This is a genomic window from Chryseobacterium sp. MMS23-Vi53, assembly GCF_047651245.1.
In the GTDB taxonomy this organism is placed as follows: Bacteria; Bacteroidota; Bacteroidia; order Flavobacteriales; family Weeksellaceae; genus Chryseobacterium.
On sequence record NZ_CP180265.1, the window covers coordinates 1618371 to 1630846 of the forward strand.

The window sequence follows — 12476 nt, forward strand, 5'->3', positions numbered from 1 at the left end:
TATTTGTTTATTTTTAATTTTAGATTGAGATAATAAAAAATATTTTAAACCAAATAGATTAATAAATAGATTATTTAACACAGATCTTAAAAAATTACAATTAAAAAAAAGATTATTTTCGCAGAGTCAAGCTCAGAAATTTCACTGAAATTAGAGTTTTGATATAAAGAAAAAAACACACTAAATGAATAAAATTATACTTACGATTGCTGTAGGATGTTTTTCTATAGCACACTCCCAAAATCTTAATTTTACTGATGCAAAGTTTAAGGCTTTATTGCTGAGTTCAAGCCCAGCGAATCAAATAGCAAAAGATCTGAACGGAAATGCTATCGCAATAGACGCAAATGGGGATGGGGAAATTCAGGTTGCTGAAGCAGAGCAGGTGAAAGTTTTAAATATAAAACTGAATGGTACGCCTACTTTAAATAAACTTCCAGATCAAATTATTGATGCTACTCTATTTACAAATATGGAAGAATTGTTTATCCATGATACAAAATCTGCTGTAATTAGTTTCGTTAATAATAGCAAAATCAAAAAAATTCTTTTTACCGGATCAGAAACATATACGGACAGTACAGGAACTGCACAGGAAATACCTATTAAATATTCTTTTGATAATTGTTCTGCTGTACATGATGTTAATCAATTTTTGGTTAATCTAAATACTTACTATTTAATTCAACCAGCAGGGGTAAAATTAACATTCAAAAATTGTCCGCAATTAAATGGTGATATTTTAATTTCAGGAAAAGCAATAAAAGAAATTTCTATTGAAAATTGTAATATCACAACATTTCGTGCTATTTCTTGTTTTACACTAAAAAAGGTACAACTACCAAATATCAACTCACTGACAAAAATAACATTAGAAGGATATACAGGTGAGCCATACAACAATCTTGGTCAACACATTGATCTTACAGTTAATGATTGTATCAATTTACAGGAAATTACGACCGATGCGGACCACTATTATTCGACAGGGCTATATATAGGATATATTAATGTAAATGGCTGTACAAATCTAAAAAAAATAAAAGGGCTGAATACTCCTTCTATTGATTTTACCATTGCCGGATTAACCAATTTAGAAGAACTGGATTGCGCTTACTATAACAGGTATATATATACCGGTCACCAAGATGGTTTTGTATATTTTGGAAAAGTGACTACATTAAATCTGGCAGGATTACCAAAACTTAAAGTTTTAAAAGCTTTCAATCAGCCTATTACAAACGATGTAAACTTTAGCACAGCTACAGCGTTAGAAAATATTGACATTACGAATTCATGTGCATCCATGAATACAGTAAATGTAAGTAATTTGACGAATTTAAACACTTTAAAAACAAATACAATAGATTCAGCCGGAACAAATGTAAATAGCAATTTACAAAAAATTACTGCTAAAAATTGCAACTCATTAACAAATTTCGTTTTTAATGGCAATGGTCATTTGAAAGAACTAGACTTGCAAAATTGTCCAAGTTTACAAAGAATAGCTATCGGTTATTATGTTCAGGAAAGTGATGGTATTTTTCCTGAGTTAAATTCAATTAATTTACTACAATGTCCTGGTATTAAAGAAATCATTATTCATAATACAGAAATCAATACCTTAAATGTTTCACAATGTTCTTCTTTAAAAACATTAGAACTTCAAGGAGATAATTTACTGTCTTCAATTGATATTTCTAATAATTTAAATTTAGAATCTCTTACTTTACAATCGCTCTCTTTAATTTCACAGTTGAATACTCTAAATAATATTAATTTAAAATCTGCATTTATTAGCAATTGTCCTCAAATAACACAATTAAATTTTTCTACAGCAACAAATTTCGAAGGACTTTCGTTTTGGAATATGCCAAATCTCAATTATGTTAATCTTAGAAACGGATCTATAGAGGAATTTAACGATTACAGTGGCTATAGCACGAATCTACATATGTGTATTGACGACGCCCAATTAAGTGACCTACAATTGCTTTATCCGGATATTACATTCACCACCAACTGCGGAAATTTTTTAAGTACAAATAACTCACAAATCAAAAATAAGATCCAAATTGCACCAAATCCAGTAAAAGATTTTGTGATGATAAAAGCTGAAGAAAATATTAAAAATGTAAAAATATTCGATGTACAAGGAAAAATGACTTTCCATCAGGATTTGAATCATGAGATGATGAAAATCAACCTTTCGGATTATCCAACGGGAACTTACATCATAAAAATAAAAACAGACAATACAGAGATCTCTAAAAAGATCATAAAAAAATAACATTCATATTAGCAGTTTTTTAAACAAGAACCATCGATTTATCTGTGGTTTTTGTGCTATATTTGTTACAATGTTTAATTCTTAAAAACGAAAAATATGAAATTCGGGCAAGTAGAAGATCCTTCAAAAATAGATTTCACATTACCTAAAGATCATCCAAAAACAAAAGAAATTTTAAGCCAGAACAAAAAAGGTTTAGAAAATATTTCTATAGGATGTGCAAAATGGAATAAAACCGATTTGAAAGGATTTTATCCTAAAGGAACTAAAGACGAATTAACATATTACGGAACTCAGTTCAATTCCATCGAATTAAACGCTACTTTCTACGGAATGCCAACCCCTGAACAGGTACAAACCTGGAAAGAAAAAACGCCTGAAAATTTTAAATTTTTCCCGAAAATAACGAATACCGTTTCACACTTCAGAAGATTGTTAAATATCGACGATGTTGTGACTCAGTTTGCAACAGCTGTTCTAAATTTCGACGAAAAATTAGGAATGGTTTTTCTTCAGCTTCATGATAATTTTAAACCAAAAGATTATGAAAGGTTAGAAAAATTCGTAAAAACCTGGCCAAAAGAAGTACCTCTTGCCATCGAATTGAGAAATACTGAATGGTTTACCGATGAGGAAATTTTAAATACAACCTGCGAGCTTTTTGAAGCAAACAATATCACAAATATCATTGTAGATACAGCGGGAAGACGAGATATGCTTCACATGAGATTAACGACTCCAAATGCATTTATCCGTTACGTTGGAGCCAATGCAGAAAGCGATTACGAAAGGCTTGATGATTGGCTGAAACACCTCACAAAGTGGAAAAAAGAAGGTCTTCAGAATCTATATTTTTTTGTTCACCAGAATATTGAGAAAGCCTCACCCCTTTTATCCGCATATTTCATTAAAAAATTGAACGACGACTGGAAAACTGATCTTCCAATACCAAAAATGGCGACTGAAAGTACAGGTACTTTATTTTAGTCCCGATAATTTTTTCGTTTTTTAAATCTAAAACAGATTCTTTTATCTTAAAAAATTAAGTTTTAATAAAAAATAATTCACTTTTGGGACTTAAAAAAATTAAGTCTCAATTCCTCATTTCATATTGTAAAATTTAGTAAATTAGAGAGTACAGGAAACTTAACTGATTTTTGAACACCTAAAAACACTTACAACATGGAAAAGGAAATTTGCACCATCAGCATCACAAATAATTGGTTGACTGATGAGTATACTTTTTATGAAGATGACAGAATAAAAAGAAATTTTGATAATAATAGCCTGAGCTCTGATGTAACGGAATGGTTGAAACCCAACCAGATCAATAAGCAAAATAAGGATAGATTGGTAAAAAATTGTCCTGAAGAGCTTAAGGAAAAAGTTATGCACATTTTAGATTATCCTTAAAATATTAGAGCAAAAATAAAAATTGACTTTATTTTCTACTTCTAATGAGTAAAACCAGATTAAGGAACATCAAAAGAAAATCCAACGCCACCCAAATCCCAATTTTTACGTTTTCATAATTATACGCGTCGATCTGCTTTTTAGCAGTATCTGAAAGCCTTACGCTTTGATTGATATAATTCTGAACCTCAATAATCTGATCAATATTTTTGTTCGGAACGGAATGTTGTGAGAAATATACAAGGTTCTTTTTTCCTAAATATCCTACAACCCAATATTCATCGGATCTTTCCATTTTAAGGTGTTCGATCCGGTAATATTCGGGGCGAACTTTTCCGATATGTTTTGTCTCAAAAGATTTTGTAGAATCTGCATGCGTATTGAGATTGATTACGTAAAAATCCAAAGGCTGCGGAAGCTTGTTAATCACTTGTAAAGAAAGCGAATCTTCAACAATTCCGATAGAGCTTTTTTTGATAAACCAATACGTAAAAAATGAAATCGAGAAAACAAGCGTTATGATTCGGAATAATTTAGCCCACTGTGCCAGTTTTCCTCCTTTTACTTTAAATAAAATAAGAGAAAAAACCGATGCCCAGAAAATAACTAAAATCACGAATACCATGCTGCAAAGATACTTATTTTAAAAGGGTTTTGGAAGCAATGCTAGTCAACATTCCATTCTTTATAAAACTGATCGAGAAATTTTAACATAAAATCATGTCTTTCACCAGCAATTTCCTTTCCTTTTTCGGTATTCATTAAATCTTTTAACAATAAAAGCTTTTCATAAAAATGATTGATTGTCGTTCCGTTTGATTTTTTATATTCATCCTTGGTCATATTTAGCTTAGGTTCGACATTAGGATCGTACATCGGATTGTTTTTAAAACCACCAAAATTGAACGTTCTTCCAATTCCAATCGCTCCAATTGCATCGATTCTATCGGCATCCTGAACAATTTTTAATTCAATCGGCAGATTCTGAGGAACTTCCCCCCTATTTTTAAACGAAATATTTTTAATAATAAATAAAACCTGCTCAATAACGTGTTCTGAAGCATTCTGACTTTCAAGAAACTCACGGGAAACCTTTAGTGCAATGGTTTCGTCACCATTGTGAAATTTTGGATCGGCAATATCATGAAGCAAAGCTGCCAATTCTACAACTTCTTGGTTACATTCTTCTATTTCAGCAATTTTTTTTGACAATTTCCACACTCTTTCGATGTGAAACCAATCGTGTCCAGCTTCCGCACCTTCCAGTTTTTCTTTTACAAATTCTACCGTGTTTTCGATCAGATTCTTCATTTATATCAATTCATTTAAAATAATATTCCAGAGATTTTTGTTGTAGCTTCTAAAAAAATTAACGTGGCCAATTTCGCCCTTTTCCGACTCGGAAGTTTTTACTAATCTGTAGGTTGGTTGAAGATTTGGATACGTGTCATTTAACAGACTTTTTACTCCTTTTTCCGTTAACCACACATCATCTTCTGCCCGAATGACGAACACTTTTTGCGTTAAATTTTTAGAATAATCATCAATTTTCTCCAACAAACCGTTGGTTGATTTCTTGTTTAAAATTAAGGTTCTCCAGTCATATGCGCAATTTTTTGGAAGACTTTCTCCAAGTCCAAACCAATTTCCGGGGAAATACCCTAGCAATGCGGTAGTTAGAGGCTGGGCAATTCCAAATCCAAGATAAGCCTCAATTTTTGTTCTGAATTTTAAATTACCGACAAAAGCATTCTGAGTTCCTACAAAGATAAATTCATCAAATATTTCTGAATCTTCATTCATTCCCAAAATCAAAGCTCCGACGGAATGTCCTAAACAATATTTCTGATAATCATTAAAATTGTCTTTAATATAATCTGTTACCACTTTATAATCTTCCGACCCCCAAATTCTCATAGAAGCATTAAAACCTCTCATATTTTTTGGTTTTGAAAGTCCAATTCCACGATAATCGTAGGTAATTACTGTAAATCCTTTTTCAGAAAAAAACTGGGCAAATGAGAAATAAATATGCTGTTTTACCCCAGTCGCAGAATTAATAAGCAATAGTCGGTGGTTGCTTTTTTTAGGTAAAAAAAGATGCGCTGTAAGTGAAATATGATCGTGAGTTGTAAGTGTTAACTTTTCCATGTTTTAAAAGAAAAAATCCACTATAAAAGTGGAAATTTTACTTTATATTTTATGTTCAGTTTAAAACTTTCGATATGTAGCAAATAACGTATTAAATAAAATCCGAAACTCTAGGCAGCCCGGTCTGCGAACCTTTCTTCGCCGAAACTCTTGCCGAAACCTCATTTCCGAATTTCACACATTCCTCAATAGAATTTCCGTGGCATAAAGCGACCGCAAACCCTGAGGTAAAAGCATCTCCCATTCCCATCTTGTGAACGGTTCTGTCTTTATCGTTACGACAATATTTCATCTCGGTTCCATCGAAATAAATGGTAGAATTTATATCGTCGCGAACAAAAACTTTATTGAAATATTTTTTAAGAATTTCTTCTCTTTGATCTTCTCCGAAAATGATATGAAGTTCGCCGCTTTTAGCTATTATAAAATCTACATTATTTAAAACCTCATCGCTCAATCGCTGTGCCGGCGAAGCATATAAACCAACCTTTTTGCCATATTTTTTGGCTTTTTTAATGGTATATTCAATCACTTTCATTGGCACTTCAAGCTGAACAAGAACAAGATCTGCGGTGTGAAAATATTTGTCGGCAGCTTCAACATGCTCGATGCTTAAATAATTATTTGCCGCAGGAACTACGACAATTGCAGCGTTTCCTTCGGAAGTTGTAACATAGGCTGTACCTGTCGCTTCCTGATCTGTTTCGAAAACAAAACCTACATTCACATTTTCGCCAACCATATTTCTCATGATTTGCTGACCGAGAGGATCCATTCCTACACAGCCGATGAAATATACGCTGGCTCCCAGCCTTGCTGCTCCAACCGCCTGATTGGCACCTTTTCCTCCGAAATAGCTCTCGGAATTATAGGCAATAACCGTTTCGTTGGCACATGGAACTTTTTCCGTTTCTAAAACAAGATCGATGGAAGAGCTACCTACAACGATGATTTTGGGCTGTTCTGATGAGAAATTCATTGTGTTTTAAATTAGTTTTATTATCTGTGTGTTGATTCTGGCAAATTTATAGTTTGGGAACTGTCTTTCAAAAATAATTAACTTTAATTAACTAATTTCTATAAATTCAGTTACAATTTTTACGGGAGCCTGATTTTTATCATACCCGATGTAGCTTGCATAAAAACCTTCTCCGTATCCTGTTTCAAAGGCAAAAATAGTTCCAGGATGTTCTTCCGATGGTTTCAAAAATGCATATTGATCGATTGCACCATTTTCATCAAAGAAATAATCATGGAAAAATTCCTCATAAATTCCCATGAAATCTACACCTTTTCTACGATACAGTTTTTGCTCCAGTTCATTTAAATTATTCTGTGTATCAACATCCATAAAGCATCCCATACCGCTTTCCACAGGATATCCGAACACCTCACCATCTGCCAGATCTTTTATATTTTGTCCTGCTGTTGTTGCCAATTTCCAATCTGTAATTTCAGACTGGCTGAAAATAATTTCGGCATACGCCACACAATTGCTTTCTCTTTCCTTATGCAACAAAACAGAAAAATCTCCTTTTGGAAATTCTGTTGTGAAAGGCTGCATATCGTTTGTAATCAACGGATCACAAGATACCAGCTTCCCACTTGAAAGATAGATCTTCCCAACCTCGAAGCTCTCCAATAAAGGACTTTCTACGAAGTTTTTTGAGAATAGGTTTTGTATGTTTTTTAAGTGTGTCATTTTATTTTGAAACCTTCAAGGTTTTAAAAACCTTGAAGGTTTATTTATTATAAAGTTTTTAATTTCTCTTCCAAAATTGCAATTTTGTCAAGAGCATCTTTTTGTTTTTTACGCTCAACTTCTACAACTTCTGGTTTTGCGTTGGCAACAAATTTTTCGTTTGAAAGTTTTTTATCAACCGAAATTAAGAATCCTTTTAAATATTTTAATTCTTCTTCTGTTTTAGCTTTCTCTTCTCCTAAATCTAAGTTTTCACTTAATGGAATAGAAATTTCTGTCGCTCCAACCAAGAATGTAAAGCTCGGCTTATCTGTTTTTGTTCCAAAATGAATTTCTGAAACGTTGGCTAATTTTTTAATAACCGATTCGTTTGCAAATTCCGAAGCATTGGTATAAATTTCAACGGCTTCTTTTGGAGAAATACCTTTCGTTTGACGGTAATTTCTTACACCTGAAATAATTTCGGATGCCGTTTCGAAGTTTTTAATAATATCTTCACTGAAAGCTTCCGCTTTTTTCTGCTGAGAAATGATTAATGCATCTTCAATACTTCTATCAGAAATCGTCTGCCACAATTCTTCTGTTAAGAAAGGCATAAACGGATGTAATAGTTTCATTAATTCCTCAAAAAGAGCAACAGTTTTGTTGTAAACTTCTTTAGAAATTCCTTCACCGTAATTTGGTTTAATCGCTTCCAGATACCATGAACAGAAATCGTCCCAGATTAATTTATAGATCAAATGCAGAGCATCAGAAATTCTAAATTTCTCAAACTGATCATTAATTTCAACGATTGTTTTATTCAATTTATTTTCAAACCATTCAATTGCCTGAATTTCTGTCGAGTTCGCAGGTTTATCTTCATGATTCCACATGTTAATCAAACGGAAAGCACTCCAGATTTTTGACATGAAATTTCTTCCTTGAAGCATTAAATCTTCATCAAAAAGAAGGTCATTTCCAGCTGCAGAACTTAATAAAATTCCTACACGAACTCCATCTGCTCCATATTTATCCATCAATTCCAATGGATCCGGTGAATTTCCTAAAGATTTTGACATCTTTCTTCTCTGTTTATCCCTTACAATTCCTGTAAAATAAACATTTTTGAACGGAACTTCTTTTCTGTATTCCAAACCTGCCATGATCATTCTTGCCACCCAGAAGAAAATAATATCCGGACCTGTTACCAAATCTGAAGTTGGATAATAATAATTGATGTCTTTATTTTCAGGATCTAGCAATCCGTCAAAAACTGACATTGGCCACAACCAAGATGAGAACCATGTATCAAGAGCATCTTCGTCTTGTTTTAGGTTACTGACTGTTAGTTGATCGTTATTTGTTTTTTGTTTTGCAAGTTCTAATGCTTCTTCAATGGTCTCTGCAACTACGAAATCATTTTCGCCGTCTCCATAATAGAACGCAGGAATTTGCTGTCCCCACCATAATTGACGGGAAATATTCCAATCGCGGATGTTTTCCATCCAGTGTTTGTACGTATTTTTGAACTTTTCAGGATAAAATTTAACCTCATCATCCATTACAACATCCAAAGCTGGCTTTGCAATTTCAGACATTTTTAAGAACCATTGAACAGAAACTTTAGGTTCAATCACCGCACCTGTTCTTTCAGAAGTTCCTACTTTATTTACGTAATCTTCTGCTTTTAACAAAAGATCTTTTTCTTCTAATTCTTTCGCGATTTGTTTTCTTACATCAAATCTGTTTTTTCCGGCGTAATGTAAACCGTAATCATTCAGATTTCCGTCATCATCCAAAGCATCAATCATCTGAAGATTGTGCTTTTGTCCGATTTCGTAGTCATTGATGTCGTGAGCCGGTGTAATTTTCAATGCGCCTGTTCCGAATTCAATATCAACATATTCGTCTTCGATGATAGGAATTACTCTGTCAACGATCGGTACAATTACTTTTTTGCCTTTTAAATGAGCATATCGCTCATCATTAGGATTGATACAAACTGCAGTATCTCCGAAAATCGTTTCAGGACGCGTTGTAGCAACTGAAAGGAATTCTTCCGAACCTTCAATTTTATACTTTAGGAAATATAATTTTCCGTTTTGCTCTTTGAAAATTACTTCTTCGTCTGAAATATTGGTTTTCGCTTCAGGATCCCAGTTGACCATTCTGTAGCCACGGTAAATCAGTCCTTTATTGTATAAATCAACAAAAGATTTGATAACCTGCTGAGAAAGTTTTGGCTCCATCGTGAAACGGGTTCTGTCCCAATCGCAAGAACAACCTAGTTTTTTCAACTGCTCAAGAATTGTCCCTCCATATTTATCGGTCCAGTCCCAAGCATGTTTTAAGAATTCTTCTCGGGTAATATCAGATTTACTGACCCCTTCTGATTTCAGTTTAGCAACAACTTTAGCTTCAGTAGCAATTGAAGCATGATCTGTTCCCGGAACCCAACAAGCATTGAAGCCCTGCATTCTTGCACGACGGACCAGAACATCTTGGATGGTATTATTAAGCATATGCCCCATGTGTAAGATCCCCGTAACGTTTGGCGGAGGAATTACAACAGTGTAAGGCGGCTTGTCATTCGGCTCTGAATGGAAGTATTTGTTTTCCAACCAGTAATTGTACCACTTTTGTTCTGTTTCCTGTGGATTGTACTTTTCTGAAATCTGCATAAATTCTATTTCTTTAATTTACAATTTGCAAAAATAGGCTAAAGAAAAAAAATTTTGAGTATGAATTAAAATAATTTTTAACTTTGTTTCTCAAAATTTATCTAACAAACATATTAACATTCAAGAATATGAAAAAATTAATCGCAGGAATTGCATTATTTGGAACATTCGCTCTAGCATCTGCACAGACTATTACGTTTGATAAAACTACATTTGACTATGGCACAATAAAGCCCAACTCAGATGGTACAAGATTTTTCACTGTTACAAACACTGGTGATAAGCCTCTTGTTCTTTCAAATGTAAAAGCATCTTGTGGATGTACAACTCCTGAATTCAAGACAGATCCTATTATGCCTGGAAAATCTGCTCAGATCAAAGTTGGATACAACACAGCTATTAATGGTGGTTTCAACAAAATGATCGAGGTATTTTCTAACGACCCTGCAAACAGCAGAAGCGTAATTTACATCAAAGGAAACGTAGATGCAAACGCTCCGGAACCAAAACCATTAACTCCAGAAGAGTTGAAAGTGAAGGCTAAAGAAGAAAAAGCTGCTGCAAAGGCTGCCGCTAAAGCTGCTAAAAAAGCCGCTAAAACTGCTGCAAAATAGTAAATTTCTACTTTAAAAATAAAGAAACCGTCTCCATCGAGGCGGTTTTTTATTAAATTTATGTTGGGTTTAGTTGATGGTTACTCGTTATTGGTTGATAGATGACTACTAAAAGCTTAAATTTAGATATAATTTTAATCTTTAATCTTTAATCTTTAATCTTTAATCTTTAATCTTTAATCTTTAATCTTTAATCTTTAATCTTTAATCTTTAATCTTTAATCTTTAATCTTTTAATAACTATAAAAAATATGGACACCAATTTCTCAGATGACTTTTTAGTAAAAGGAAAATTTTCAATCAAAAAAACTTCAACGAAATATGAAGGAAAGCTCACGAAAGAAGAAGGAACTCAATTGTTGATTCAGGAAAAGGAAAAACTTCGCGAATTGCAGGAAAGATTGTATGCAGATGGAAGCAAATCTCTTTTGGTGGTACTTCAGGCGATGGATGCAGCAGGAAAAGACAGCATGATTGAACATGTTTTTGGAGGAGTAAATCCGCAGGGCTGTAATGTGACAAGTTTTAAAACTCCCACATCCAAAGAATATACCCATGACTTCTTATGGAGACATTATCTGGCATTGCCTCAAAAGGGAATGATTGGAATTTTCAACCGTTCGCATTATGAAAGTGTGTTGGTTTGTAAAGTTCATCCTGAATATAATTTAAGTGAAAAAACATGGAAATCTGTAAAGGATTTTGACAATAAATTTTGGGAAAACCGCTACGAAAGCATCCGAAATTTTGAAAAACATCTTGCTCAAAACGGAACAACCATCGTTAAAATATTTTTAAATGTTTCTAAAGGCGAGCAAAAGAAAAGACTTTTAGACCGAATCAATGAAGCGGATAAAAACTGGAAATTTTCCACTGCAGATCTTCCGGAAAGAGCTTTATTTGATAAATATATGGAGTGCTACGAAACTGCCATCAACGAAACTTCAAAAGATGATGCACCTTGGTATGTTCTTCCGGCAGATAATAAATGGTTTGCAAGAGTAGCTGCAATACAGATTATCATTGATACTCTGGAAAAAATGGATTTGAAATATCCGAAGCTTTCGAAAGAAGAAGTTCTTGGTTTGCAAGAAGCGAAAAAGCAGTTGGAAAGCGAGTAAAAGAAAGAAATTAAATTGTCACGAATGTACGGATGATATTATAAAATTCGTGTATTCGTGGCATATTATTAAAAATCACGAGAAAATCTATAAGCCGGATTTTGTTCTTCCCGAAAGAAGCGCCTGTTATTTATCTACGTCGTACATTACTGCAAAACTTGAGCTGATTACCCCTCGGCTTTCAGAGCGAGCAACTCCTATTTTCATTGCTGAAAAGAACCGATATACTTATCATTGCACCACAAAGAGTTTACCTGGTTTCACTACAGCCGAACTGTACATTCTTTCTGTTGCACTTGTCCTACCCTCGCGGGTGACGGATGTTATCCGCTTTGCTGCTCTATGGTGTCCGGACTTTCCTACCCTTACCGAAATAAGAATCAACAAGCCGACTTTCTCGTGGCTGCAAAGATACAAATTAGTTATGAGTTGAAAGTTATAAGTTATGAGTCTTCAAGAGCCTTCTTTAAAGAACATTTTTGTCAAAAAACTTATAACTCATAATTTATAATTCATAACTCT

The 12476-nt window shown here is 33.6% G+C and carries 11 protein-coding genes and 1 other RNA gene; 5 read left to right on the forward strand and 7 right to left on the reverse strand.

The window, feature by feature from the left end; translation table 11 throughout:
• Positions 1-184 precede the first annotated feature (184 nt).
• From ACKX2A_RS07165 to ACKX2A_RS07175, 3 genes are all read left to right on the forward strand, one after another.
• A complete protein-coding gene (locus tag ACKX2A_RS07165) occupies positions 185-2290 on the forward strand; it encodes a T9SS type A sorting domain-containing protein (RefSeq protein ID WP_415328688.1) in 2106 nt (701 codons plus the stop codon).
• A gap of 96 nt (positions 2291-2386) precedes the next feature.
• Positions 2387-3277, forward strand: a complete 891-nt coding sequence (locus ACKX2A_RS07170; protein WP_415328689.1) for a DUF72 domain-containing protein — start codon at positions 2387-2389, stop codon at positions 3275-3277.
• A gap of 195 nt (positions 3278-3472) precedes the next feature.
• Positions 3473-3703 carry a hypothetical protein gene (locus ACKX2A_RS07175; protein ID WP_415328690.1) on the forward strand — a complete coding sequence of 77 codons (231 nt, stop codon included), beginning with the start codon at positions 3473-3475 and terminating at the stop codon, positions 3701-3703.
• A gap of 28 nt (positions 3704-3731) precedes the next feature.
• Here the strand turns inward: ACKX2A_RS07175 and ACKX2A_RS07180 are convergent, their stop codons facing one another.
• The 6 genes from ACKX2A_RS07180 to ACKX2A_RS07205 all read right to left on the reverse strand — a co-directional run bounded on the left by ACKX2A_RS07180 (position 3732) and on the right by ACKX2A_RS07205 (position 10219).
• Positions 3732-4328, reverse strand: a complete 597-nt coding sequence (locus tag ACKX2A_RS07180; RefSeq protein WP_415328692.1) for a hypothetical protein — start codon at positions 4326-4328, stop codon at positions 3732-3734.
• A 41-nt stretch (positions 4329-4369) separates the two neighbouring features.
• The gene (locus ACKX2A_RS07185; protein WP_415328694.1) at positions 4370-5014 is read right to left on the reverse strand and encodes an HD domain-containing protein; all 645 of its coding nucleotides are present in this window, start codon (positions 5012-5014) and stop codon (positions 4370-4372) included.
• A complete protein-coding gene (locus ACKX2A_RS07190) occupies positions 5015-5854 on the reverse strand; it encodes an alpha/beta fold hydrolase (protein WP_415328696.1) in 840 nt (279 codons plus the stop codon).
• A 91-nt stretch (positions 5855-5945) separates the two neighbouring features.
• Entirely contained in the window at positions 5946-6833 is an 888-nt protein-coding gene (locus ACKX2A_RS07195) for a ribokinase (protein ID WP_415328698.1), read from the reverse strand.
• A gap of 87 nt (positions 6834-6920) precedes the next feature.
• Entirely contained in the window at positions 6921-7556 is a 636-nt protein-coding gene (locus ACKX2A_RS07200; protein ID WP_415328700.1) for a DUF4241 domain-containing protein, read from the reverse strand.
• 47 nt (positions 7557-7603) lie between these two features.
• Entirely contained in the window at positions 7604-10219 is a 2616-nt protein-coding gene (locus ACKX2A_RS07205; protein ID WP_415328702.1) for a valine--tRNA ligase, read from the reverse strand.
• Positions 10220-10347: 128 nt separating this feature from the next.
• Between ACKX2A_RS07205 and ACKX2A_RS07210 the strand changes: the two genes are divergently transcribed.
• On the forward strand, positions 10348-10833 hold the full coding sequence (locus tag ACKX2A_RS07210) for a DUF1573 domain-containing protein (protein ID WP_415328703.1): 486 nt from the start codon (positions 10348-10350) through the stop codon (positions 10831-10833).
• Positions 10834-11084: 251 nt separating this feature from the next.
• Complete coding sequence (locus tag ACKX2A_RS07215) at positions 11085-11954, forward strand: PPK2 family polyphosphate kinase (RefSeq protein WP_415328705.1); 870 nt, start codon at positions 11085-11087, stop codon at positions 11952-11954.
• Positions 11955-12028: 74 nt separating this feature from the next.
• Here the strand turns inward: ACKX2A_RS07215 and rnpB are convergent.
• Positions 12029-12354: RNase P RNA component class A (gene rnpB / locus ACKX2A_RS07220), an RNA gene on the reverse strand.
• Positions 12355-12476 lie beyond the last annotated feature (122 nt).

Excerpts from the sequence above, each read along its gene's own strand:
- ACKX2A_RS07175 (WP_415328690.1), top strand. The coding sequence starts at position 3,473 with ATGGAAAAGGAAATTTGCACCATCAGCATCACAAATAATTGGTTGACT.
- ACKX2A_RS07180 (WP_415328692.1), bottom strand. The coding sequence starts at position 4,328 with ATGGTATTCGTGATTTTAGTTATTTTCTGGGCATCGGTTTTTTCTCTT.
- ACKX2A_RS07195 (WP_415328698.1), bottom strand. The coding sequence starts at position 6,833 with ATGAATTTCTCATCAGAACAGCCCAAAATCATCGTTGTAGGTAGCTCT.
- ACKX2A_RS07190 (WP_415328696.1), bottom strand. The coding sequence starts at position 5,854 with ATGGAAAAGTTAACACTTACAACTCACGATCATATTTCACTTACAGCG.
- ACKX2A_RS07185 (WP_415328694.1), bottom strand. The coding sequence starts at position 5,014 with ATGAAGAATCTGATCGAAAACACGGTAGAATTTGTAAAAGAAAAACTG.
- ACKX2A_RS07200 (WP_415328700.1), bottom strand. The coding sequence starts at position 7,556 with ATGACACACTTAAAAAACATACAAAACCTATTCTCAAAAAACTTCGTA.
- ACKX2A_RS07210 (WP_415328703.1), top strand. The coding sequence starts at position 10,348 with ATGAAAAAATTAATCGCAGGAATTGCATTATTTGGAACATTCGCTCTA.
- ACKX2A_RS07205 (WP_415328702.1), bottom strand. The coding sequence starts at position 10,219 with ATGCAGATTTCAGAAAAGTACAATCCACAGGAAACAGAACAAAAGTGG.
- ACKX2A_RS07215 (WP_415328705.1), top strand. The coding sequence starts at position 11,085 with ATGGACACCAATTTCTCAGATGACTTTTTAGTAAAAGGAAAATTTTCA.
- ACKX2A_RS07170 (WP_415328689.1), top strand. The coding sequence starts at position 2,387 with ATGAAATTCGGGCAAGTAGAAGATCCTTCAAAAATAGATTTCACATTA.
- ACKX2A_RS07165 (WP_415328688.1), top strand. The coding sequence starts at position 185 with ATGAATAAAATTATACTTACGATTGCTGTAGGATGTTTTTCTATAGCA.